This window comes from Pigmentiphaga sp. NML080357 (assembly GCF_002188465.1).
Classification (GTDB): Bacteria; Pseudomonadota; Gammaproteobacteria; order Burkholderiales; family Burkholderiaceae_B; genus Pigmentiphaga.
This window is the reverse complement of sequence record NZ_NINW01000049.1, coordinates 612,730-634,182: the sequence shown is the minus strand read 5'-3', so window position 1 is coordinate 634,182 and position 21,453 is coordinate 612,730. Positions and strand designations below refer to the sequence as shown.

Annotated in this window: 25 protein-coding genes and 1 tRNA gene; 16 read left to right on the top strand and 10 right to left on the bottom strand. The window is 66.2% G+C overall.

What is annotated here, in order from left to right:
• Positions 1–57 precede the first annotated feature (57 nt).
• On the top strand, positions 58–1,236 hold the full coding sequence (gene hmpA / locus CDO44_RS25580; protein WP_087783032.1) for an NO-inducible flavohemoprotein: 1,179 nt from the start codon (positions 58–60) through the stop codon (positions 1,234–1,236).
• Positions 1,237–1,254: 18 nt separating this feature from the next.
• Here the strand turns inward: hmpA and CDO44_RS25575 are convergent, their stop codons facing one another.
• The gene (locus tag CDO44_RS25575; RefSeq protein ID WP_087783031.1) at positions 1,255–2,154 is read right to left on the bottom strand and encodes a LysR family transcriptional regulator; all 900 of its coding nucleotides are present in this window, start codon (positions 2,152–2,154) and stop codon (positions 1,255–1,257) included.
• A 107-nt stretch (positions 2,155–2,261) separates the two neighbouring features.
• Here CDO44_RS25575 and CDO44_RS25570 point away from each other — a divergent pair, with 107 nt between their 5' ends.
• From CDO44_RS25570 to CDO44_RS25535, 8 genes are all read left to right on the top strand, one after another.
• On the top strand, positions 2,262–3,131 hold the full coding sequence (locus tag CDO44_RS25570; RefSeq protein WP_087783030.1) for an amidohydrolase: 870 nt from the start codon (positions 2,262–2,264) through the stop codon (positions 3,129–3,131).
• A gap of 41 nt (positions 3,132–3,172) precedes the next feature.
• Entirely contained in the window at positions 3,173–3,730 is a 558-nt protein-coding gene (locus CDO44_RS25565) for a DUF4286 family protein (protein WP_087783029.1), read from the top strand.
• 2 nt (positions 3,731–3,732) lie between these two features.
• Positions 3,733–4,284, top strand: coding sequence for a carboxymuconolactone decarboxylase family protein (locus CDO44_RS25560; RefSeq protein ID WP_087783028.1), 552 nt, complete (start codon positions 3,733–3,735; stop codon positions 4,282–4,284).
• Between the two features lie 37 nt (positions 4,285–4,321).
• Positions 4,322–5,122: an SDR family NAD(P)-dependent oxidoreductase gene (locus tag CDO44_RS25555; protein WP_087783027.1), complete on the top strand. Its 801-nt coding sequence runs from the start codon at positions 4,322–4,324 to the stop codon at positions 5,120–5,122.
• On the top strand, positions 5,106–6,053 hold the full coding sequence (locus CDO44_RS25550; RefSeq protein WP_087783026.1) for an SMP-30/gluconolactonase/LRE family protein: 948 nt from the start codon (positions 5,106–5,108) through the stop codon (positions 6,051–6,053). Before CDO44_RS25555 ends, CDO44_RS25550 begins: the two co-directional genes overlap by 17 nt.
• A 42-nt stretch (positions 6,054–6,095) precedes the next feature.
• Positions 6,096–7,067, top strand: coding sequence for a tripartite tricarboxylate transporter substrate binding protein (locus tag CDO44_RS25545; RefSeq protein WP_087783025.1), 972 nt, complete (start codon positions 6,096–6,098; stop codon positions 7,065–7,067).
• Positions 7,068–7,139: 72 nt separating this feature from the next.
• Positions 7,140–7,475, top strand: coding sequence for a hypothetical protein (locus tag CDO44_RS25540; protein ID WP_144389595.1), 336 nt, complete (start codon positions 7,140–7,142; stop codon positions 7,473–7,475).
• Between the two features lie 21 nt (positions 7,476–7,496).
• The gene (locus CDO44_RS25535; protein WP_087783023.1) at positions 7,497–7,910 is read left to right on the top strand and encodes a hypothetical protein; all 414 of its coding nucleotides are present in this window, start codon (positions 7,497–7,499) and stop codon (positions 7,908–7,910) included.
• A gap of 19 nt (positions 7,911–7,929) precedes the next feature.
• On the opposite strand, the gene CDO44_RS25530 is transcribed toward CDO44_RS25535, so the two are convergent.
• The gene (locus CDO44_RS25530) at positions 7,930–9,153 is read right to left on the bottom strand and encodes an MFS transporter (protein ID WP_087783022.1); all 1,224 of its coding nucleotides are present in this window, start codon (positions 9,151–9,153) and stop codon (positions 7,930–7,932) included.
• Between the two features lie 286 nt (positions 9,154–9,439).
• On the opposite strand from CDO44_RS25530, the gene CDO44_RS25525 reads away from it, so the two are divergent.
• From CDO44_RS25525 to CDO44_RS25505, 5 genes are all read left to right on the top strand, one after another.
• Entirely contained in the window at positions 9,440–10,066 is a 627-nt protein-coding gene (locus CDO44_RS25525) for a flavin reductase family protein (protein ID WP_087783021.1), read from the top strand.
• A gap of 18 nt (positions 10,067–10,084) precedes the next feature.
• On the top strand, positions 10,085–10,918 hold the full coding sequence (locus tag CDO44_RS25520; RefSeq protein ID WP_087783020.1) for a hypothetical protein: 834 nt from the start codon (positions 10,085–10,087) through the stop codon (positions 10,916–10,918).
• 153 nt (positions 10,919–11,071) lie between these two features.
• On the top strand, positions 11,072–11,947 hold the full coding sequence (locus CDO44_RS25515) for a tripartite tricarboxylate transporter substrate binding protein (RefSeq protein WP_158213435.1): 876 nt from the start codon (positions 11,072–11,074) through the stop codon (positions 11,945–11,947).
• A gap of 23 nt (positions 11,948–11,970) precedes the next feature.
• A complete protein-coding gene (locus tag CDO44_RS25510) occupies positions 11,971–12,384 on the top strand; it encodes a 5-carboxymethyl-2-hydroxymuconate Delta-isomerase (protein ID WP_087783018.1) in 414 nt (137 codons plus the stop codon).
• Positions 12,385–12,433: 49 nt separating this feature from the next.
• Complete coding sequence (locus tag CDO44_RS25505) at positions 12,434–13,306, top strand: DNA-binding transcriptional regulator (protein WP_087783017.1); 873 nt, start codon at positions 12,434–12,436, stop codon at positions 13,304–13,306.
• A gap of 20 nt (positions 13,307–13,326) precedes the next feature.
• On the opposite strand, the gene CDO44_RS25500 is transcribed toward CDO44_RS25505, so the two are convergent.
• The 7 genes from CDO44_RS25500 to petA form a co-directional block, all read right to left on the bottom strand.
• Positions 13,327–13,402: transfer RNA gene (locus tag CDO44_RS25500), tRNA-Thr, on the bottom strand.
• A gap of 33 nt (positions 13,403–13,435) precedes the next feature.
• A complete protein-coding gene (locus tag CDO44_RS25495) occupies positions 13,436–14,251 on the bottom strand; it encodes a sulfurtransferase (RefSeq protein WP_087783016.1) in 816 nt (271 codons plus the stop codon).
• A 144-nt stretch (positions 14,252–14,395) separates the two neighbouring features.
• Positions 14,396–14,929, bottom strand: a complete 534-nt coding sequence (locus CDO44_RS25490) for a ClpXP protease specificity-enhancing factor (RefSeq protein ID WP_087783015.1) — start codon at positions 14,927–14,929, stop codon at positions 14,396–14,398.
• A gap of 97 nt (positions 14,930–15,026) precedes the next feature.
• The gene (locus tag CDO44_RS25485; protein WP_087783014.1) at positions 15,027–15,638 is read right to left on the bottom strand and encodes a glutathione S-transferase N-terminal domain-containing protein; all 612 of its coding nucleotides are present in this window, start codon (positions 15,636–15,638) and stop codon (positions 15,027–15,029) included.
• 84 nt (positions 15,639–15,722) lie between these two features.
• Entirely contained in the window at positions 15,723–16,559 is an 837-nt protein-coding gene (locus CDO44_RS25480) for a cytochrome c1 (RefSeq protein ID WP_087783013.1), read from the bottom strand.
• Positions 16,560–16,616: 57 nt separating this feature from the next.
• On the bottom strand, positions 16,617–18,002 hold the full coding sequence (locus tag CDO44_RS25475; RefSeq protein ID WP_087783012.1) for a cytochrome bc complex cytochrome b subunit: 1,386 nt from the start codon (positions 18,000–18,002) through the stop codon (positions 16,617–16,619).
• Positions 18,003–18,121: 119 nt separating this feature from the next.
• Positions 18,122–18,730 carry a ubiquinol-cytochrome c reductase iron-sulfur subunit gene (gene petA / locus CDO44_RS25470; protein WP_087783011.1) on the bottom strand — a complete coding sequence of 203 codons (609 nt, stop codon included), beginning with the start codon at positions 18,728–18,730 and terminating at the stop codon, positions 18,122–18,124.
• A gap of 222 nt (positions 18,731–18,952) precedes the next feature.
• Between petA and mscL the strand changes: the two genes are divergently transcribed.
• Positions 18,953–19,393, top strand: coding sequence for a large conductance mechanosensitive channel protein MscL (gene mscL, locus CDO44_RS25465; protein ID WP_087783010.1), 441 nt, complete (start codon positions 18,953–18,955; stop codon positions 19,391–19,393).
• Between the two features lie 19 nt (positions 19,394–19,412).
• On the opposite strand, the gene CDO44_RS25460 is transcribed toward mscL, so the two are convergent.
• Positions 19,413–20,237, bottom strand: a complete 825-nt coding sequence (locus CDO44_RS25460; protein WP_087783009.1) for a Nif3-like dinuclear metal center hexameric protein — start codon at positions 20,235–20,237, stop codon at positions 19,413–19,415.
• Between the two features lie 36 nt (positions 20,238–20,273).
• On the opposite strand from CDO44_RS25460, the gene CDO44_RS25455 reads away from it, so the two are divergent.
• Complete coding sequence (locus CDO44_RS25455; protein WP_087783008.1) at positions 20,274–21,452, top strand: S1C family serine protease; 1,179 nt, start codon at positions 20,274–20,276, stop codon at positions 21,450–21,452.
• The last annotated feature ends 1 nt before the right edge of the window (position 21,453 follow it).

Genomic DNA, 21,453 nt, shown 5'->3' with positions numbered 1-21,453 from the left:
GAAAGAGAGAAGACGAAGGCTGCTTCTTCCCATGCAGCCGCTCTCCCAGGAGATCCCATGCTGTCCGCTCAACACCGAGCCATCGTCAAGGCGACCGTCCCGCTGCTGGAAACCGGCGGCGAAGCGCTGACCACCCATTTCTACCGGCTCATGCTGGCCGAGTATCCCCAGGTGCGGCCGCTGTTCAACCAGGCGCACCAGGCCAGCGGCGACCAGCCCCGCGCGCTGGCCAACGGCGTGCTGGCCTATGCCCGCCACATCGACGACCTTACGCCGCTGGGCGGCCTGGTCGGCCGCATCGTGAACAAGCACGTCGGGCTGCAGATCCTGCCCGAACACTATCCCATCGTCGGTTCGTGCCTGTTGCGCGCCATCCGCGAAGTGCTGGGCCCCGAGGTCGCGACCGACGAAGTGCTGCAGGCCTGGGGCGCGGCCTACCAGCAACTGGCTTCGCTGCTGATCGAGGCCGAGGAGCAGTGCTACGCCACCCAGGAGAAGGCGCCGGGCGGCTGGCGCGGCGCGCGGACCTTCCGGGTGGCCCGCAAGGAACCCGAAAGCGCGGAGATCACGTCTTTCTATCTCGTACCCGCCGACGGCGGCCCGGTATTGGATTTCCAGCCCGGCCAGTACATCGGCCTGACGCTGCTCGTCGACGGCGCCGAGGTTCGCCGCAACTACTCGCTATCCGCTCCTCCCAACGGACGCGAGTACCGCATCAGCGTCAAGCGCCAAGGCGACGGCGTGGTCTCCAACCACCTGCACGACAAGGTCAACGAAGGCGACACCCTCGCGCTCTTCCCGCCCTCGGGCAATTTCACGCTGCAGGCAAGCAGCAAGCCGCTGGTGCTGATCAGCGGCGGCGTCGGCATCACGCCCACCCTGGCCATGCTGCAAGCGGCCCTGGGCACATCGCGCGCGATCCACTTCATCCACTGCGCGCGCAACCGCGCCGTGCATGCTTTCCGCGACTACGTGGACGCGGCGGCGGCCAAGTTCCCGCAGCTCAAGCGCTTCTACTGCTATGACGAACCTGGCGAGGCGGCGCAGCGGCCCGACGCGGTGGGATACCTGACCAAGGAGCAATTGGCGCAATGGCTGCCGCAGGACCGGGACGTGGACGTGTACTTCCTCGGCCCTCGGCCCTTCATGCGCAACGTGAAGCGCTACCTGAAGGAACTGGGCGTGCCCGAGGCGCAGACGCGGTATGAGTTCTTCGGGCCGGAGGCGGCGGTATAGCCGGATCCGGCGCCGGGATCAGGCAAAGAGGCGGGCCATGTCGAGTCCGCGGATGATGCGCGCCGTCGCCTCCACCAGGGGCGGCAGCGGGCCGCTCGTCAGCGTGGCCAGGGTCAGGTTGTTCATGATGGTGGGATCGACGATGGTCGAGAACGTCAGGTAGTCCTGGCCCTGCATGTCGCTGAGCGCCGAGCGCGGAATGATGGTGAACATGCTTTCCTCGGTCATGGTCTCGAGGATGGTATGGACCACGTCCACCTCCGCCACGACGTTCAGCGTCACGTTGAGCTCGCGGCAGGTCCGGTCCACCAGCGCGCGTATGGTGTTGGGCGCGCTGGGCAGCACCAGCGGATAGCTGCCGAGATCGCTGGCGCGTACGTGCGGCGGCGGCGCCGGCCGGCAGGCTTTGCCATACGCCAGGACGAGGTCCTCGCGATAGATGGACTCATACCGCAGCAGCGAGGAAGGAGGCGGATCGTACAGGATCGCCAGGTCGACCCTTTCCTTGACCAGCCATTCGTTCATTTCCGAGCTCAAGCCTTCGGCCAGCGTCAACGCCGCCTCGGGATGCTGACGGCGGAACGCCTGCACGATGTGCGGCGCCATCCGGCGCGCCACGCGGTGCGGCATCCCCAGCCGCACCTTGTCCTGCGAATGCGAGCGAAAGGCATGCATGTCCTTTCTCGCGCGCGCCGCCAGGGCGTCGATGGCCTTGGCGTGTTCCAGGAAGCGCAGGCCCGCCTCGGTCGGCTCCACGCCCCGGCCGGTCCGCCGGAGCAGATGATGGCGCAGCTCGGCTTCGAGCAGCTGGATCTGCCGGCTGAGCGAAGGCTGCGACACGCCCAGCACTTCTCCCGCCCGGGAGAAGCTGTGCATTTCGCAGACCACGATGAAATAGCGGATTTGCCGAAGGTCCATGAATGCAATGGTATACGTTTTTTCTATATCAGAAGTCAGCGCGGACGCATTGCTTGCCCGACAGGGCTTGCGCATGATGCCGGATTCCCGACAGTTCCGACTTCGCCATGCCCGATTGCGCACCTCCACTGGCCGAGATCACGCCCCCGGCCCAAGCCCTGCCGGCGAACGCCTGCGACACGCATTTCCACGTCTTCGGACCGGCTGCCGTATTTCCCTACGCCGACGACCGGCCCTATACGCCGCCCGATGCGCCGTTCGAGCAATTGCTCGGCTTGCACCGGACGCTGGGTTTCCAACGCGGCGTCATCGTGCATCCGGGTTGCCACGGCACCGACCTGTCGGTCACGCTGGACGCGCTGGATCGCGGCGCGGGCCAGTATCGCGCGGTGGCGCTGCTCGATCCCGATGCAGACGAAGCGCGCATCGCCGAACTCGATCGCCGCGGCGTGCGCGGGGTGCGTTTCAATTTCGTGTCCCACCTGGCCAACGCGGGATGGGATGAATTGGCGCGCACCGTGCCGCGCATCGCTCCCTTCGGCTGGCACGTATGCATCCATTCGGACCAGGCATCGCTGGCAGGCCTGCTGCCCAAGCTGAAGACCTTGCCCGTACCCTTCGTGATCGATCACATGGGACGCGTGGCGGCAGCCGAGGGCACAGGAGGCGCGGCATTCCAGTCGCTGCTGGCGCTGCGCGACCACCCAGGCGCGTGGATCAAGATTTCGGGGCTGGACCGCACGTCCAGCACCGGCGTGCGTCCCTTCGGCGATGCCGAACCGCTGATGGCCGCGCTGCTGGAAGCCATGCCCGGGCGCCTGCTGTGGGGCACGGACTGGCCGCACCCCAATGTGCACGGCGACATGCCCGACGACGGCGAACTGCTCAATACGTTCCTGCGGTTGTGTCCCGATCCCGGGTTGCGCCGGCAGGTCCTCGTGGACAATCCGCACCGGCTGTATCGATTCGCGGAGTAAGACGCCGCGCGTCCGCCCTTGCGACGAAGACCGAGCAAGACATGCAAACGCTGTTAATCCGATTCCCGGAAGAAACGCTGGACTACGCCCGGCTGCGCGAGCTGCCCGGTGCCCCGCATGCCGGGTTGTGCCTTTATCACGCGGCCGACCATGCGGAGAGCTACGCCCTGCTGCCGGCGCCGCAGGACCTGGCGAGCCTGGCCGCCGTGCTGCGCAGGCAGCATCCCCGCGCGCAGGCCGTCGCGATGACCCTCGCCGGCTGCCTGCCCGGGCAGGCAGCCGGCATGCCGGCCCCCTGGCTCTACATGGTGGAGACGGACGTCACCCCCCAAGCCGAGGAGGACTTCGACCGCTGGTACGACCAGGAACATCTGCCCGGCCTCGCCGCCGTTCCCGGCACCGTGCGCGCGCGGCGCTATGTCGCCGCCGACGCATCGCCGCGCTACATCGCCTGCTACGACCTCGCCAGCCGCGAGACCTTCGGCTCTCCCGCATGGCTGGCGGTGCGGGCGACGGCATGGAGCGACCGCGTACGCCCTCATTTCATCAATACCAAGCGGACCATGTTCCGCGCCGTCCCAGACAACCAGGAGACTTGAGCATGCCCAGACTGAATCCGCCCGACGTCGAGCAGATGAACGAACACCAGCGCCGCGTCTATGACGCCATCGCCTCGGGGCCGCGCGGCAAGGTGCGCGGGCCGCTGGCGATCTGGCTGCACCGGCCCGGCCTGGCCGAGCATGCGCAGGCCCTGGGCCAGTATTGCCGCTACGACTCCAGCCTGCCGCCCCGGCTCTCCGAGCTGGCCATCCTGACCATGGCCGCGCTGTGGCGCGCCCCCTTCGAGTGGTGGGCGCACCATCCCATCGCGCTGAAGGCCGGACTCGATGCCGCCGTGGCGGAGCAGATCCGTACCGGCGCCTCGCCCGACTTCAGCCGGCAGGACGAATCGGTGGTCTATCGCTTCGTGCGGGAGCTGGTGGAAACGCGCCAGGTCTCGGATGCGCTGTACCGGGAAGCCATGGAGGTGCTGGGCACCGACGGTGTCGTGGACCTGGTCGGCATGGCCGGCTACTACACGCTGATCTCGATGACGCTGAGCGTCTTCGAGATCCCGCCTCCCGACGGCAGCACCGTCGAGTTCGGGCGCTGATGCGATTTCCCCCATCAAGAGACACGAGAGACAAATCATGACAGGCCGATTGGAAGGCAAGGTAGCCATCGTCACGGGCGCGGGCAGCGTCGGCACCGGCTGGGGCAACGGACGCGCCATCGCCTACCGCTTCGCACAGGAAGGCGCGCGCGTGTTCGCGGTGGACCGCGACCCCGCGGCCATGGAAGAAACCGTCGCGCGCGTGCGTGAAATCGGGGGCGAGATCGCCATCTGGCGCGCCGACGTCACCTCGTCCGACGAGGTCCGCGACATGGTGCGCGCCTGCGTGGATACCTGGGGCGGCGTGGACATCCTGGTCAACAACGTGGGCGGCTCGCGCAAGGGCGGCCCGGTGGACCTGGACGAGGAAACCTGGGACGCGCAGATCGACTTCAACCTCAAGAGCGTCTACCTCTGCTGCCGCCACGTGCTGCCGCTGATGGAGGAACAGGGCGGCGGCGCCATCGTCAACATCGCCTCGACCTCGGGCATACGCTGGACCGGCTCGGCCCAGGTCGGCTACTCCAGCGCCAAGGCCGGCGTCATCCAGCTGTCGCGCGTCGTGGCGCTGGAATATGCGAAGAAGAATATCCGCTGCAACACCGTCATCCCCGGACAGATGCACACGCCCATGGTGGAGGTCCGCCTGGCAGGGCAGCGCACCGGCGGCGACGTCGAGAAACTGCTCGCGCAGCGCCAGTCGCGCATCCCTCTGCCCTTCATGGGCGATGGACTGGACACCGCCAACGCCGCGCTGTTCCTCGCCTCGAACGAGGCCCGGTTCATCACCGCCACGGAGATCGTGGTCGATGGAGGCATGAGTGCACGCTGCGACTGACACCCCTGTGCGCTACCCCGATCCGGCCGTCATCGCGCTGGACCCGCGCTTCGAGAAACTCGTGCTGCCGCTGGCGGCCGTCGAGCGCCTGGCCACGGGATGCCGCTGGGCCGAGGGGCCGGTATGGTTCGGCGATGGCCGCTACCTATTGTGGAGCGACGTGCCCAACGACCGCATCATGCGCTGGGACGAGATCACCGGCCAGGCGCACGTGTGGCGGCCGGTGTCCGGCCATGCGAACGGCAATACGCGCGACCGCCAGGGCCGCCTCGTCACCTGCGAACACCAGGGGCGGCGCGTGACCCGCACCGAACATGACGGCCGCATCACCGTGCTGGCCGACCGCTACCGGGGCAAGCGGCTGAACTCGCCCAACGACGTCGTGGTGAAGTCCGACGGTTCCATCTGGTTCACCGATCCGCCCTTCGGCATCATCGGCTACTACCAGGGGGAAAAAGCCGAGCAGGAACTGCCCGCCGCCATCTACCGCATCGACCCCCACAGCGGCGACGTCGCGCTCGTCTGCGATACGGTCGACGGCCCCAATGGCCTGGCCTTTTCTCCTGACGAGAAACGCCTGTACGTCATCGAATCGCGTTCGCGGCCGCGCAACGTCCTGGCGTTCGACCTCTCGGACGATGGCCGGAGCCTGGGCGCGCAACGCGTGCTGTTCGACGCCGCCGACGGCACGCCCGACGGCTTTCGCGTGGACGTCCACGGCAACCTCTGGTGCGGCTGGGGCATGGGCACGCCCGAGCTCGATGGCGTACGCGTATTTTCCCCCCAGGGAGAACTCCTGGGCCGCATCGCGCTGCCCGAGCGCTGCGCCAACCTGTGTTTTGGAGGCAAGCACCGCAATCGCCTGTTCATGGCGTCCTGCACTTCGCTTTACTCGCTATTCGTCAACACCCAGGGCGCACCCGGCGGTTGAACGCCCGCGCCTCGAATGTCCATAACGATTAAGGAGAACACCATGTTCCACCTGAACTCTCCCCGCATCCTCGGCCCGCTCGCAGCGGCCCTGCTCGGCATGGCCGCCTTCGGCGCCCACGCCCAATCCGTCACCAGCCTCGTCGTCGCCTTCCCGCCCGGCGGACCGGCCGATTCGCTGGCGCGCGTGGTCGCCACGCAACTGGAAAAGGAACTCAAGCAGACCGTCGTCGTCGAGAACAAGCCCGGCGGCAACGGCGCCATCGCTGCGAACCAGGTGGCGCGCTCGCGCCCCGACGGCCACACCCTCTTCCTCAGCTCGGTGGGCGCGATCTCGATCAACCCGGCGCTCTACCCCAAGCTGATCTACGATCCCGCCAAGGATTTCGCGCCGGTCTCGCTGCTGGTTTCCACGCCCGAAGTGCTGATCGTCGGTCCCGATCATCCCAGCAAGACCGCCAAGGATTTCGTTGCCCGAGCCAAAACGCAGAAAGGCGTCACGATGGCCTCATCCGGCGTGGGCAGCATGCCGCACATGGCGATCGTGCAGCTGAAGCTGTCGACCAAGGCCAACATCCTGCACGTGCCCTACAAGGGTGCCGCGCCGGCCATTACCGACACCATAGGCGGGCAGGTGGACGGCTTCATCGGCGACATCTCCGGCCTGATGTCCAACATCAAGGCGGGCAAGGCCAAGGCGCTCGCCATCGCCGCGCCCAAGCGCTCGCCCCTGCTGCCCGACGTGCCGACCTTCGACGAGCTGGGCGTGCCCAACGTCTATGCCAACAACTGGTACGGCCTGTTCGCGCCCAAGAACACGCCGGCGGACAAGGTCGAGGCGCTGAATGCGGCGGTGCGCAAGGCGCTGGCCTCGCCCGAGCTGAAGGCCTACGCGGAATCCAGCGGCGTGGAATTGTCGCCGACCACGCCCAAGGAATTCGAGGAACTGGCCCGCAAGGACACGAAGAAGTGGGGCGACCTGATCCGCTCGGAAGGGATCAAGGCGGACGAGTAAGGCAGGCGCTTGCAGGGAAACCCTGGCCCACGTATCGTTGCGCTGCATCGGGCAAGGAGACGTGGGATGGACATGCAGGCGACATGGCGCATGCTGATATGGGGCGGCTGCCTGGCGGCCGGCTGCGCGGCGGCCGCCGAACCGCAAGCCTTTGAAACGGAACTGGGGCCGGGCGCGCAGGCCGTGCGCGTCGTCGGCCAGCCCGGCGATTCCCCCGACGCGCTGCGCGCCCGCCTCGACCGCCGCCTGGAGGAAGTGTGCCGGGGGCGGATCTACGCCGTGGCCTACCAGGAAGGGCAGAGCGTGCGGCAATGGTACGCGGCCGGCGGGTCAACCATGATGGCCGCGCCCGACACCGTCGTTCCCTACGCCGACGCCCAGGTCGTGTGCGAAGAGCGGCACGATTGACCGGCTGACGAAGCGGCGCCCATGTCCAAGGACCGCCCTACCCCCTTCGCGCCTCCCAGGAAACAGATCGCGGCAGCCAGCAATTCGCTCCTGTGGATCTTCGAGCCGCTGGAACGGGATGCCGGCTATTCGAGCAAGCGCATGTTCGGCTGCATCGCCGCCTACCTGGACGACCTGCTTTGCCTCGTGGTGGCGGACCGGGGCGACCCCTGGAACGGCCTGCTGGTGTGCACCTCGAAAGACCGCCACGCCATGCTCGTGGAGGAGTCGCCGGCGCTGCGGCCCCATCCCGTGCTGGGAAAATGGCTGTACGTACCGCAGGACGACGGCGATTTCGAGACGGTCGCTGCCAGGATGGCGGAACTGGCGCTGCGGCGCGACCCGCGCCTGGGCGTCGCGCCGCAGCCGCGAGCCAGGCGGGGCGTACCGGGTTAACCGTTCTTGCAAGCGCGCGCTACCGCCCGCCGGCGTCGCTCGGGTCGCGCGGCAGGCAGGCGAGCACCAGCAGCGAGCATGCCCCGGCACAGACGAAGGCATAGCCGTAGCCCCCGCCGGCCGAGACGAACACCGCGAACAGCGTGGGCGCCACCATATTGGTCAGGTTGACCAGGATGCTGGATCCCGCTGCGGTTTCCGAGATCAGGTGGGGCGGCGACCGGCGCGCCACTTCCGCGATCTGCACGCCGTTCCAGCTCGCCGCCGAACATCCCGCGACGAACGCTAGCAAAAGGGCCGCCCAGAGCGGCCACTCGGGGCTGGTGAATCCCAGCAGCGCCGTCGTCGCCGCCGAAAGAAGGGCCGCGATCGACAGCACCGCCGTGGCTGACCGCAGATAGTCGGACAACCACCCCAGCGCTACGCGGCCGATCACGCCGCCTGCCTGCATCACGGCAAACACCATCCCGGCCCGCCCGAGGGAATAACCCAGGCCGTCGACCAGGTAGACCACGGTGAACGTGAACCAGCAGCTCTGGGATACCGCGAACAGGCTGCCCACGATGGAGATCTTCAGCAGGCCGCGGTTGTGCATCAGCGATGCCAAGGGCACGCCCAGCGTACGCAGCGACCGCCAGGTCGGCACCGGGAAGGCGCGGCCCGTTTTCGCGGGTATCTCGTCCAGGCCGGCGCTGAGCCGCCAAGTCAGCGCGATGGGCAACAGCACGATCGCCGCGCACGCCAGGAGGGCCATGCGCCAGCCCCCCAGCGCGACCATCGCCGGCACCAGCAATCCCGCCATCACGCCGCCCAAGGGAACCCCGGCCTGCTTGATCGAGAACATCAGGTTGCGCTTGCCGGGCGGGGAAAATCGCTGCAGCACCTCGCTGCCGGCCGGATTGGCGGCGCCGTTGCTCAAGCCCATGGCAAAACATGCGGCCAGCGCGACGCCGAGGCTGGGATACAGCAACAACGCCAGGCAAACGGCCCCCAGCGACAGCGTCAGCTGCAAGGTCCTCATCCCGCCTATTTGCTTGAGCAACGCAGAGCCCGCGATCAGTATGGCCAGCCCCCCCATCGAATTGCTGGCGGTCAGGTAGCCGATGGAGCTGCCGCTCCAGCCGAACTCCGCGGACATGGCCGGCGCGACGATGGGAATGAGCCGGGTCAGGAATGACGAATTGGTCTGCAGAATGCAAATGGCCACTACGGGCATCAGCCAGGCCGGCGGGGTGCGTGTCATCGGGTCTCGTGCGGCGGTCTTGTGGATCGGCGGCAGGAAGGGCCGGCCGCGTCTCGTTTTCCCGCATGATACCCCCCGGGCTACCACGGCAGCGCAGGAATGCCCAGCGGACGATTGGCGCCGGCATCGGCCAGACAGACGTCCGGCTCCAAGCTTTCCACGCTTAGGAAAGCTCCAAAAAAGCCGTGGCCCGATGCGGGCGCGCTCCTTATATTTGTCCACCCGTAGCGCTGCTCGAGGAGCGCCGGCTGCCCGGCGCTTCTCTCCCTTTCAGGCTTGCCCCGCGATGTTCCTCGACCTAGACACCGTCACCGACTATCGAAGAAGTTTGTTCAACGCCATCGTCGCTCCCCGCCCCATAGGCTGGATAAGCACGCTTGACGAGTCGGGCCATGCCAACCTGGCGCCTTTCTCGCACTTCAACCTGGTGTCCACCGCGCCCCCGGTCCTGATGTTCTCGTGCAATGCAGCGGGCGACCGTCCCGAGAAGGACACGTTGGCCAACGTTCGCGCCACCCGGGAATTCGTGGCCAATCTGGTCACTTGGGACCTGCGGGATGCCATGAACCAGACTTCGCTGAACCTGCCGGCGGGAGTCGACGAATTCGACGTTGCCGGGCTGGAGAAACTCCCGAGCGTCAAGGTCGCCCCTCCCCGCGTGGCAGCTTCGCCTGCCCACCTGGAATGCCGCCTGCTGCAGATCGTCGAGATCGAGCCGACCCGGAACGGAGAGACCCGGAGTTCCGTCGTGTTCGGCAGCGTTATCGGCGTTCATCTGCAGGACGAGTACGTCGATGCGCAAGGGCGTTTCGACGTCGCCCGGACGCTGCCGCTGACGCGCCTCGGGGGCTCGCAGTATGCGACGGTCGGCTCATTGACCGAATTGCCCCGCCCCAGCCCCCCCATCGCTTGATTTCCCTGATCGCATACCATGAACGCTACCCCACTCACGGCGCACCACGCGGAACTCATCGAGTTTCCCGAGGCCATGTCAGCCGGCGAACGCCATGTCGGCCGCGCACAGAACTTCAGCGTCGATTGGATCGGCCATACGCAGCCTCATGTCGCAGACAGCGCGCACGAATTACTGCTGCTGCTTCCGGGCGCCGGCGCGCGCATTGAACACGGCACAAGCACGACGGCGGCACCCGGGCGGTCATTCTGCATCATTCCGGCAGGCCGGTGCACGATTACGCTCGAGGCGCCGGCACTCGGGATACTGATCGCCAGCAGCCGCAACGACCTCGGTTCTTCGGATTACCTCAACGAACGGACCCGCGATTCCCGCATCGTCGCTTCGACGCCGGCGTTCCGCCGGCGCAGCGGCGAGGGCAAACCGCTGGTCACGGCCATCGACGACATCGCCGCGCCGGCCGATAACGCACGCCTCAAGATGTATCAAACCGACACGCTGAGCATCAACTGGGTCGAGTACGACGGGCCGCGCGACCGCGCAAAGCTGAGTCCGCACAGTCACGACGATTTCGAGCAAGGATCGCTGGCGATCGAAGGCCGCTTCATGCATCACTTGCGCACGCCATGGGGCAGCAATGCCGACCTGTGGCGGGACGATGAACACCTCGCGGCCGCACCCCGTTCATTGCTGGTCATTCCGCCAGGCCTCATCCACACGACCGAAGGGGTAGGCGCGGGCTATCACCTGTTGATCGACATATTCTCTCCGCCCCGACGCGATTTCATCGCCAAAGGCTGGATCGCCAACGCAGCGGATTATGAGGATCCCACCCGGCCGGCCGCTTCCTGAAGCCGGCCAGCGACAACCACAACAACCCGCGAGACAGTCATGACCCACCCCTTCCACGCTGGCACATTCATACGCCTGGCAGCCGCGCTCGGTACGCTGGCAGCGATGTCCGCAGCGCATGCCCAAGGCACATCATCGGCGCCTCCCCTCACGATGATCATCGGCTATCCGCCCGGCGCGATCGTCGACACGGTCGCGCGCCAGCTTGCCAGCGATCTCGGCCCCCTCCTCGGCCGCACCATCGTGCCTGAAAACAAAGGCGGAGCGGCCGGCGCCGTCGCCGCGGCACAGATTGCCAAGGCGCGGCCGGATGGACAGACCATCCTCTTCACGGCCTACACCTCTCTGCAGATTGCCGCGGCGCTCGACAGGAGCCTGTCGTTCGATCCAGTGAACGACCTGCTTCCCGTCGCCTCCGTCGGCCGACCCACGACGCTGCTGCTGGTGCCCCATGATTTCCCGGCCAAGTCTTTCGATGAATTCCTCGAGGTGGTGAGGAGCCAGCCGGGAAAGATCAACTTCGGAACCAGCGGCATCGGCTCGCCCAACCACTTCGCCCTGGAACATCTCAACGCCGCGTTCGGCCTCAGGATGACGGCCGTACCCTACAAGGGCGCCGCGCAGATGTTGACGGACATGCTCGGCGGCCGCGTTCAGGCTATCTTCAGCTCGACCTCGCTGGCTGCCGGCCATTTGCAAAGCGGCGCCGTACGCGCCCTGGCGATCGGATCGCCCGATCCCAGCCCCGACTTTCCCAATCTGCCGGTCATCGCGCAGCGGGGTGCGCCGGGATTCAATGCGGCGGGCGCACTCGGCGTGTTCGCGCCGCCAGGCACGCCGCCGGAGGTTGCGCAACGACTCAACACGGCAGTCCAAGCCGCGCTCAAGGGCGAAGCCACGCGGCAGAAGCTGCGCAAGGAGGGCATCGTGCTGGAACCCCTCGACGCCGCTGCGTTTGCCGCCAAGTATCGCCGGGAAGCGGAGAACATCGCCGCCTTCATCCGCGAGCGCGGACTCAAGATCAATTGATTCGAACGCGGGAGAACGCCAGCATGCCCCACTTGTGGATCGAGTATTCCGCCAACGTCGAATCAAGCCTGGACGTCGACGAGTTCGTCCGGCACATGCACCAGGAGGCGGCGGCGGATGGGGTGTTCCCTCTGGCGGGCCTGCGCACCCGCGCCGTCCCGGTCGCGAACTACGTCATCGCCGACGGCCACCCCGACAATGCCTTCGTCCACCTCACGCTTCGCGTCCTGCCGGGCCGGGACCCAGGCACGCAAAAAGCCTCGACAGACCGGATATTCGCGGCGGCCTTGGAGCGGCTCAAGCCCTTGAGCGACAGACTGCCCATGGCCGTCTCCATGCATGTCGAGACGATCGAACCGGACCTGGGTTACCGGCTGAGCACCTATCGGACCCATATGGCCGCCCGCGCGCGGGACCGCCTGGCAGGCGAGGCATAGCCAGGCACCGCCGGCACGGCCCGCGAACGGCGCACTTATACTGTTTCGCATGGTTTCCACACCCAGGACTATCGCGGCTACACCCGCCCCCGGACGTCCGGCCTCGCCCATCCGGACCGGCATCCGGAGCGTCGAACGCGCGATCGAGCTGCTCCAGGCGCTCAATCGTCAACCCGTGTCGACGATAGACGACCTCTACCGCCGCACCGCCATCCCCAAGGCCACGATCGCTCGCCTGCTTCGCACATTCGAGGCCAAGGGCCTGGTCGGACAATCCTCGCGCTTCGGCGCCTACTACCTTGCCGCGGGCGTCGCGTCGCTCAATTGCGGGTATGTTCACGGTCCGCGGGTCATCGAAGTCGCCGCGCCGTTCTGCGACGAGCTCACGCGTGAAATCAAATGGCCCACCACGCTGGCGCTGTTCGATGTCGACGCGATGGTGGTTCGCTACAGCACGATCCCGCAGTCCCCGCTGTCGCTCCTGCATTCGTCGATCAACCTCCGGCGCAGCATGGTGGGGCGCGCGCTGGGACGCGCCTACCTTGCGTTCTGCTCGGCCGAGGAGCAGGAGCTCATCCTGGGCGTCGTCCGCCAAAGCGGCCGCGATGAAGACCGCCTGGCGCACGACCCGGCAAACCTGAAGCGCATTCTCGAGACCACGCGCGCCCGCGGCTACGCCCTCAGAGACCTGGAATTCAGCAAGCAATCCTGCACCATGGCCATCCCTGTCCGGCAGGGCGACGCCACCGTGGCCACGCTGGGATTGACCTGGTTCTCGTCGGTACTGACTCCCGAGCAGGCCGTCGAGCGATATCTGGCCAAGCTGCAGGCAACAGCGGACCGGATTTCGGCGACACTGGGCGGCTCTGAATGCAAAACCCCCGTCAACACTGAGTTTCCGGGGGTTTCTGGATCCGTGTAGTCACAGACTGCCGCGGGTATTGGTGCCGGTGAAAGGAATCGAACCCTCGACCTTCTCATTACAAGTGAGCTGCTCTACCAACTGAGCTACACCGGCAGAAGGCCGGATTGTAATGGAAATCGACGACCGCTACGCCGGCGCCGTGGCCGCCAAACGTGCCGGATCGCTGGACCAGGCGCTCCATGAGCCTGCGTACAACGATACCTTGACTCCCAGGTCCTGCACGGCGGCGATCCAGTACGAGGCCGCCACGCCCGATCCGCAGTAGGCCACTACCGGCCGCTCGTCATCGTCGAAGAGGCCGAGCTTGCGCGCAAGAGCCTGGCGCTGGTCGAGAGGCAACAGCCGGCCGTTCGCGTCCTGCCAGATTCCGGCGGGGCTGCTGACCGCCCCCGGCAAATGAGAAGGCTGCCCGCCGTCCCCGGTATAGGCCGAGACGGCCCGCGCGTCGAACAGGCGATAGGCCTGCGGATTCCCCGCGATGGCCTCGGTATCGATCGCGGTCAACCGGGGCGCGGTGGCTTGCGGGCCCGGCGCTGCAGCTTCGCCACCCCGGGCGATCCACGCGTTGAGGCCCCCGTCGAGAATGCGCACGCCCGGCAGCCCGGCCCAGGTCAATACCCACCAGGCCCTCGCCGCTGCGGAGCCCGTACCGGCGTCATAAACGACGATGCAGCCTCCACGATCCAACGCGGCCGCCGACGACCAACGCCGAACCACCTCGCGCGCGGGGAGCGGTAGACGTCCGCGAGCGGGATCGCCGGGTTCGGCGTAGTGCGTTGGCAACGCGGTTTCGATGGACCCGGGAATCAATGCTGGCGGAGGCGGGCCGGCGTCCAGGGCCACGTACACCGGCGACACTCCGCCCTCGGCCAAGCCTGCCGCCAGCGTTTCGGCCGAGATGAACGGCGTAGCCGTGTCGGAACCAGAGTGGACGATGCTCATGGATGACTCTCCTTGCAAGGGAGAGCCAGCATAGCGATCGACGCACCGACGGCTAACGAATGTTTTCGAGGTTCTTTATGCGCCGATGGATGGGAACGGAAAGAAGCACGGCGAAGCGACAGCTCCGCCGGCTCGTGAAAGGACTTACTTGATGACCGTGAGCTTCGGCCGGCCGCGGTCCGGGCCGCCCGAAGGAGCGGGATCGGTATCGTCGGGGCCCCCTTCCGGATCCGAGGACGGCGCTTCGCTCGCCGGCACCGCGGAAAGCTGCGGGCGGCTGGCGGAGGCGTTTTCCTGCGTCTCGGCCTCCGGAGCATCCTCGACCACCGGGCTGTCGGGTTGCGCGCCGCTTCCCGCGGAGGCGGGAGGCCCGGCTTCGAAGGCCATGCCATGCCCGGTTTCGCGCGCATAGATGGCCGTTACCGCATCGACGGGCACGGAAATCTGCCGCGCCACGCCGCTGAAGCGCGCCTGGAATTCGATGAACTCGTTGCCCAGCTGCAGCTTGTGCGTGGCCAGGCGGCCGACGTTCAGCACGATCTCGCCGTTCTTGACATGCTCGCGCGGCACGACGACCCGTTCGTCGACGGTGACCGCGATGTGGGGCGTGTAGCCGTTGTCGGTGCACCACTCGTGCAGCGCACGGATCAGGTAAGGCTTGGTGGAGATTTCGCTCATGGTTACACCCCTGGCACGGCGCGGCGCGGCCTCCGCGCGGCAGCGGCGGCAAGCCGGTCCGCCGCGGGTTGCCGCCTGATGGTCCGGCCGCCTCGCATCAGCGACGCATGACCTTTTCGGACGGCGTCAGCGCTTCGATATAGGCCGGACGCGAGAAAATACGCTCGGCGTACTTCTGCAGCGGCGCGGCATTCTTCGGCAACTCGATGCCATAGTGGTCGAGTCTCCACAGCAGCGGCGCGATGGCCACGTCGAGCATCGAGAACTCTTCACCAAGCATAAACTTGTTTTTCAGGAATATCGGCGCCAGCTGCGAGAGCCGGTCACGGATCTGCTGGCGGGCCTGCTCGAGGCCTTTCTCGTCGGCGCGGCTCTCGCGGGCCTCCAGCGTGCTGACGTGGACGAAGAGTTCCTTCTCGAAATTGAACAGGAACAGGCGGGCCCGGGCGCGCATCACCGGATCGGCCGGCATCAGCTGCGGATGCGGGAAGCGCTCGTCGATGTACTCGTTGATGATGTTCGACTCGTACAGCACCAGATCGCGCTCGACCAGGATGGGAACCTGGCCGTAGGGATTCATGACGGCGATGTCCTCGGGCTTGTTGTAGAGGTCGACGTCGCGGATTTCGAAATCCATGCCCTTTTCGAACAGCACGAACCGGCAGCGTTGGGAGAACGGACACGTGGTTCCGGAGTAAAGCACCATCATGGCGGGGTCTCCAGAGAGAGATGTAAAAACGTTAAAGGGCCAGCCATCCAAACGGATGCTGGCCCCGGGAAGGTAGTTCGAGAACTACTTGACGTCCTTCCAGTACACGGCGTTCAAACGCCAGGCGATGACCGTGAAGAAAGCCAGGAAAATCAGCACCCACACCCCCAGACGCACGCGATGCTGCTTCACGGGCTCGGCCATCCACGACATGAACGCCACCAGGTCGGCCACGTCGTTGTCGTAGGCCGCCGCCCTGGCGGGGTCCTTGGCCGTGAAACGTGTTTCCATCGTTTCGTGGCCATGGTAGTTCTCCACCGGCTCGTGCTTGACGGTGGCGACGCCGTTCACGTCGTAGGTAGTCGTCACGCGCTCCCAGCCGTGCTCGCCCTCGCCCTTGTGCATGGCAACGGTGGTGAGCTCGCGCGGGCCCTGGCGCTCCCAGAGGACGTGGGGCATGCCCACGTTCGGAAACACCAGGTTGTTCCAGCCGGTAGGCCGGGAGTCGTCGCGGTAGAACGTACGCAGGTAGGTGTAGAGGTAATCGGCGCCGGACGGACCCGCGTTGACGGATTTCGCCCTGGCTATGACCGACAGATCGGGGGGTGCGGCGCCGAACCATTCCTTCGCCTCTTTGGCGCTCATGGCAACGGTCATCATGTCGCCGACTTTACCGCCCGTAAACAGCAGGTTGTCCTTGATCTGTTCGTCGGTCAGGCCGATGTCCCGGAGGCGATTGTACCGCATGGACGAGGCGGAATGACAGTTGAGGCAATAGTTGACGAACAGTTTGGCCCCGTTTTGCAGGGAAGGCAGGTCGTTCAGGCGCACGGGCGCCGTCTCCAGGTGGTACCCGCCTTCGGCGGCCTGCACCCCCGTGCAGGCCAGCATCAACATCAGTACACCGAGCAGCTTCTTCATCTTGATATCCGTTAGTCTGTCGGGCCGGCGGAGCACCGCCGGCGCCGTTGGGCATCCTCAGTGGGCAGAAAAGGTGACTCGTTCAGGCACCGGCTTGAACGTGCCAAGCCGGCTCCAGAACGGCATCAGCAGGAAGAAGCCGAGGTAGAGGATCGTGCCGATCTGCGAAATGATGTTGAAGACTTCGCTGGGCGGCTGCGTGCCCAGGTAGCCCAGCACCAGGAAATTGACGATGAATACGCCATAGATCCACTTGTGCCAGCCCGGACGGTAGCGGATGGACTTGACCGGGGAGTGGTCCAGCCAGGGCAGGAAGAACAGGATGACGACCGCGCCGCCCATGGTGAGCACGCCCCAGAACTTGGCGTCCCAGACCCGCAGCAGCACGGCGATGGCCACCAGCACCACGGCCACGGCGACCTTGGCGGTCGTGCCCAGGCGGCTCTTGAACAGGAACCAGAGCGCGGCCACCACGGCGAAGAACGCCAGGACCCAGGTGAAGTCGTCGGTGCAGGCACGCAGCATCGAATAGAACGGCGTGAAGTACCAGACGGGCGCGATGTGCGGCGGGGTCTTGAGCGGATCGGCCGGGATGAAGTTGTTGTACTCGAGGAAGTACCCGCCCATTTCCGGCGCGAAGAAGACGATCGCGCTGAAGATCATCAGGAAGATGGCCACGCCGAACAGGTCGTGCACGGAGTAGTAGGGGTGGAACGGGATGCCGTCGAGCGGAATGCCGTTGGCGTCCTTTTTCTCCTTGATCTCGACGCCGTCGGGATTGTTGGAGCCCACTTCGTGCAGCGCGATGATGTGCGCGACCACCAGGCCCAGCAGTACCAGCGGCACGGCGATGACGTGGAACGAGAAGAAGCGGTTCAGCGTGGCGTCGGACACGACGTAGTCGCCGCGGATCAGGATCGCCAGGTCGGGGCCGATGAAGGGAATGGCCGAGAACAGGTTGACGATCACCTGGGCGCCCCAGTAGGACATCTGCCCCCACGGCAGCAGGTAGCCCATGAAGGCCTCGGCCATCAGGCACAGGAAGATGGCGACGCCGAAGATCCAGACCAGCTCGCGGGGCTTGCGGTAGGAGCCGTAGAACAGCCCGCGCAGCATGTGCAGGTAGACCACCACGAAGAACATGGAGGCGCCGGTGGAGTGCATGTAGCGGACCAGCCAGCCCCACGGCACTTCGCGCATGATGTATTCGACCGACTGGAACGCGCGTTCGGCGTCGGGCTTGTAGTGCATGACCAGGAAAATCCCGGTCACGATCTGGATGACCAGCACCAGGAGCGCCAGCGAACCGAAGAAATACCAGAAGTTGAAGTTCTTCGGCGCGTAGTACTCGGACAGGTGCGCTTTCCAGGTCGAGGTGAGCGGAAAGCGGGCGTCGATCCAGCCCAGGAGGCCGGTAGTCTCGACATTCTTCTCGCCAGCCATGGCTGCTGCTCCTTTTGCTCGGCGGGTTCGACGCTGCGTGTCCCGCAACGCCGACGTGTTTCGATGGCTTCGTTTAACTGGACGCGGCGTATCGCCTGCGTCGCTGCGATGACTGACGCTCAGGCCTTGTTGTTCTTGTCGACACCGACCATGATCTTGGTGTCCGACACGAACTCGTAGGGAGGTATCGTCAGGTTGTCCGGCGACGGCTTGTTCTTGTACACCCGGCCGGCCATGTCGAAGGTCGAGCCGTGGCAGGGGCACAGAAAGCCGCCGTGCCAATCGGCCGGCAGGTTGGGCTGGGCGCCGGTGGCGAACCGGGCGGTGGGCGAGCAGCCGAGATGCGGACAGATGCCGACGGCGACGAAGTACTCGGGCTTGATCGAGCGGTACTCGTTACGCGCGTACTCGGGCGTGATTTCGTTGGGATTGCGCTCGGAGTTGGGATCGGCGAGCTGGCCGTCGACTTCCTTCAGCGTGGCGAGCTGCTCGGGCGTGCGACGTATGATCCATACCGGCTTGCCCCGCCATTCGACGGTGCGCATTTCGCCCGGCTGCATGTCTCCTACCTCGACCTCCACCGGGGCTCCCGCCGCCTTCGCCCGTTCAGACGGGGCGAACGTGCTGACGAAAGGGACGGCCACGCCTACAGCCGCGACTCCCCCTACGGCACAGGTGGTTCCGACCCAAAATCGGCGGTCGGCGTCTACCACTTTGTCCTGACTCATTGATTGACCCTCAAGATTACTTCTTCTCTTTTAAGCACTTGAAAGCAGATTGGCGCTCTTGGCGTACCGGCGCCTTATAGTAACCTTCGAGTATAACGCAATGCCTACGGGGCCTGACAGACTTCGTAGCACATTCGGGGCCGCGCGCCACGGCCGAGTTCCCGTGGAAGAAAAAAATAAGAGATACTTGCCCGCGAGAATAACCAGGCAGGGAGGTACCCAATGAGCGTCATGAAAGAATTTCGCGAATTCGCGATGCGGGGCAATGTCATCGATCTGGCCGTCGGCGTGATCATCGGCGGCGCGTTCGGCAAGATCGTCGATTCCGTGGTGAAAGACATCATCATGCCGCTGGTCAATTTCATCCTTGGCGGCAGCGTCGACTTCAGCAACAAGTTCATCGTCCTGCGGGCGCCGGCCGACTACACCGGCCCGCAGACCTACGACGCGCTCAGCAAGGCCGGCGCCACCCTGCTCGGCTGGGGCAATTTCCTGACCATTCTGATCAACTTCATCCTGCTGGCCTTCGTCATTTTCTGGATGATCAAGCTCATGAACCGCGCCAAGGCAAGGTTCGAGCGCGAAGCCCCGCCCCCCGCCCCCGCCGCGCCGCCGGAAGAAGTGGCGCTGCTGCGGGAAATCCGCGACCTGTTGAAGCGGTAGATCCGGGGAAGCCCACCCCCTACACCGGGTTGTCGATGTCGACAAAATCGACCCGGATGCCGAAGCGGTCGGCGATGGCTTGGCCCAGGGCCTGGACGCCGTAGCGTTCGGTGGCATGGTGGCCGGCGGCGAGGAAGGCGGTGCCGGTTTCGCGGGCGAGGTGGACGGTCGGTTCGGAGATCTCGCCGGTGATGTAGGTCTGGGCGCCGGCGTCGATGGCGTCCTGCAGCATGCCCTGGGCGGCTCCGGTGCACCAGGCCACGCGGCCCGCCGGGCGGGAGGGGTCGCCGATCAGCAGGGGTTCGCGTTGCAGCCGCTCGGCGATCCGGGCGGCAAGTTCGCCCACGGTGGCCAGGCCAGGCGCCTGGCCGAGCCATATCAGGCTATCGTGGCCGGCGGTCTGGACCGTGCCCTCCACCAGGTGGGGCGCCAGGCCCAGCACCTCGGCCAGTTGCGCGTTGTTGCCCCACCGGGGATGGGCGTCCAAGGGAAGATGGTAGGCGAACAGATTGAGATCGTGCCCCAGCACCAGCGACAGCCGGGTACGCCGGGTGCCGCGCACGCGAGGGTCCTCGTTCTTCCAGAACCAGCCGTGATGGACCAGCAGGCCGTCCGCCCCCACCGCGATGGCGTGGCGGATGGCGGCCTCGGAGGCGGTCACGGCGGCGATAATATGTCGCACCACCGGGCGGCCCTCGACCTGCAAGCCGTTCGGACAGTAGTCGCGGAACCTGTCGACCTGCAGCTCAGCCGCCAGCCACGATGCAAGCTCCTCGGCGGCCACGCCGCCGGCGCCCTGGTTTGGTGCACCGGTTTGCCTTGAGGCCTGCCCGCCTGCGATCATTGTCAACCTCCTACGCTAGGGAAAAGTATTTTGCACATGCGCCGACTATGGCTGATCTTTGCCCAGACCACCACTGTCTGTCTGGCCATTTTATTCATCGTCGCGACCTTGCGCCCCGAGTGGCTGCCCCGCCGCGGCGGTCCGGGCAGCAATAACGCCATCGTCGTGCCGTTCTTCGAGGCCACGCCCAGCCCCGCCGGCGAAGGCGGCGCGGTCGCGTCCTATGCCGCCGCCACCCACAAGGCCGCTCCCGCGGTGGTGAACATCTTCACCAGCAAGGATACGCCCCAGCAGCCGGCCTACCCCTTCTCCGACGATCCGGTGTTCCGCCACTTCTTCGGCGAACCCGACATGAACCCGGAGCCGGTCTCCAGCCTCGGATCGGGCGTCATCGTCAGCCCCGAGGGCTACATCCTGACCAACAACCACGTGATCGAGGCCGCCGACGAGATCGAGGTCGCGCTGGCCGACGGCCGCAAGGGCAAGGCGACGCTGGTTGGCGCCGATCCCGAGACCGACCTCGCCGTGCTCAAGCTGGCGATGCCCAACCTGCCCTCGGTGACCTTCGGCCGCGCCGAAGACCTCCAGGTCGGCGACGTGGTGCTCGCCATCGGCAACCCGTTCGGCGTGGGCCAGACCACCACCATGGGGATCGTCTCGGCCCTGGGGCGCACGCACCTGGGCATCAACACCTTCGAGAACTTCATCCAGACCGACGCCGCCATCAACCCCGGCAATTCCGGCGGCGCGCTGATCGACGCCCAGGGCAACCTGGTCGGCATCAATACCGCCATCTATTCCCGCTCGGGCGGCTCGCTCGGCATCGGTTTCGCCATACCGGTGAGCACCGCGCGGCAGGTCATGGAGCAGCTCATCACCACCGGCACCGTCACCCGCGGCTATATCGGCGTGGAGCCCCAGGACCTCACGGCCGAACTGGCCGACGCCTTCAAGCTCTCGCGCAAGGAAGGCGTCATCATCGCCGGCGTGGTGCGGGGCGGGCCGGCGGCCAAGGCGGGCATACGCACGGGCGACATCGTGATCTCGGTGGACGACAAGCCCATCACGGACACGACCACCATGCTGAATGCCATCGCACAGTTGCCTCCCGGGGACAAGGTGAACATCAAGATCGTGCGCGGGGGCCAGGAGATGGATACCTCGGTCACCGTGGGGACCCGCCCCCGGCCGCGGCGCGAGGCGCAGCAGCCGTAGG

Coding starts and splice junctions, on each gene's coding strand:
- hmpA (WP_087783032.1), top strand. CDS start 58: ATGCTGTCCGCTCAACACCGAGCCATCGTCAAGGCGACCGTCCCGCTG.
- CDO44_RS25575 (WP_087783031.1), bottom strand. CDS start 2,154: ATGGACCTTCGGCAAATCCGCTATTTCATCGTGGTCTGCGAAATGCAC.
- CDO44_RS25570 (WP_087783030.1), top strand. CDS start 2,262: ATGCCCGATTGCGCACCTCCACTGGCCGAGATCACGCCCCCGGCCCAA.
- CDO44_RS25565 (WP_087783029.1), top strand. CDS start 3,173: ATGCAAACGCTGTTAATCCGATTCCCGGAAGAAACGCTGGACTACGCC.
- CDO44_RS25560 (WP_087783028.1), top strand. CDS start 3,733: ATGCCCAGACTGAATCCGCCCGACGTCGAGCAGATGAACGAACACCAG.
- CDO44_RS25555 (WP_087783027.1), top strand. CDS start 4,322: ATGACAGGCCGATTGGAAGGCAAGGTAGCCATCGTCACGGGCGCGGGC.
- CDO44_RS25545 (WP_087783025.1), top strand. CDS start 6,096: ATGTTCCACCTGAACTCTCCCCGCATCCTCGGCCCGCTCGCAGCGGCC.
- CDO44_RS25540 (WP_144389595.1), top strand. CDS start 7,140: ATGCAGGCGACATGGCGCATGCTGATATGGGGCGGCTGCCTGGCGGCC.
- CDO44_RS25535 (WP_087783023.1), top strand. CDS start 7,497: ATGTCCAAGGACCGCCCTACCCCCTTCGCGCCTCCCAGGAAACAGATC.
- CDO44_RS25530 (WP_087783022.1), bottom strand. CDS start 9,153: ATGACACGCACCCCGCCGGCCTGGCTGATGCCCGTAGTGGCCATTTGC.
- CDO44_RS25525 (WP_087783021.1), top strand. CDS start 9,440: ATGTTCCTCGACCTAGACACCGTCACCGACTATCGAAGAAGTTTGTTC.
- CDO44_RS25520 (WP_087783020.1), top strand. CDS start 10,085: ATGAACGCTACCCCACTCACGGCGCACCACGCGGAACTCATCGAGTTT.
- CDO44_RS25515 (WP_158213435.1), top strand. CDS start 11,072: ATGATCATCGGCTATCCGCCCGGCGCGATCGTCGACACGGTCGCGCGC.
- CDO44_RS25510 (WP_087783018.1), top strand. CDS start 11,971: ATGCCCCACTTGTGGATCGAGTATTCCGCCAACGTCGAATCAAGCCTG.
- CDO44_RS25505 (WP_087783017.1), top strand. CDS start 12,434: ATGGTTTCCACACCCAGGACTATCGCGGCTACACCCGCCCCCGGACGT.
- CDO44_RS25495 (WP_087783016.1), bottom strand. CDS start 14,251: ATGAGCATCGTCCACTCTGGTTCCGACACGGCTACGCCGTTCATCTCG.
- CDO44_RS25490 (WP_087783015.1), bottom strand. CDS start 14,929: ATGAGCGAAATCTCCACCAAGCCTTACCTGATCCGTGCGCTGCACGAG.
- CDO44_RS25485 (WP_087783014.1), bottom strand. CDS start 15,638: ATGATGGTGCTTTACTCCGGAACCACGTGTCCGTTCTCCCAACGCTGC.
- CDO44_RS25480 (WP_087783013.1), bottom strand. CDS start 16,559: ATGAAGAAGCTGCTCGGTGTACTGATGTTGATGCTGGCCTGCACGGGG.
- CDO44_RS25475 (WP_087783012.1), bottom strand. CDS start 18,002: ATGGCTGGCGAGAAGAATGTCGAGACTACCGGCCTCCTGGGCTGGATC.
- petA (WP_087783011.1), bottom strand. CDS start 18,730: ATGAGTCAGGACAAAGTGGTAGACGCCGACCGCCGATTTTGGGTCGGA.
- mscL (WP_087783010.1), top strand. CDS start 18,953: ATGAGCGTCATGAAAGAATTTCGCGAATTCGCGATGCGGGGCAATGTC.
- CDO44_RS25460 (WP_087783009.1), bottom strand. CDS start 20,237: ATGATCGCAGGCGGGCAGGCCTCAAGGCAAACCGGTGCACCAAACCAG.
- CDO44_RS25455 (WP_087783008.1), top strand. CDS start 20,274: ATGCGCCGACTATGGCTGATCTTTGCCCAGACCACCACTGTCTGTCTG.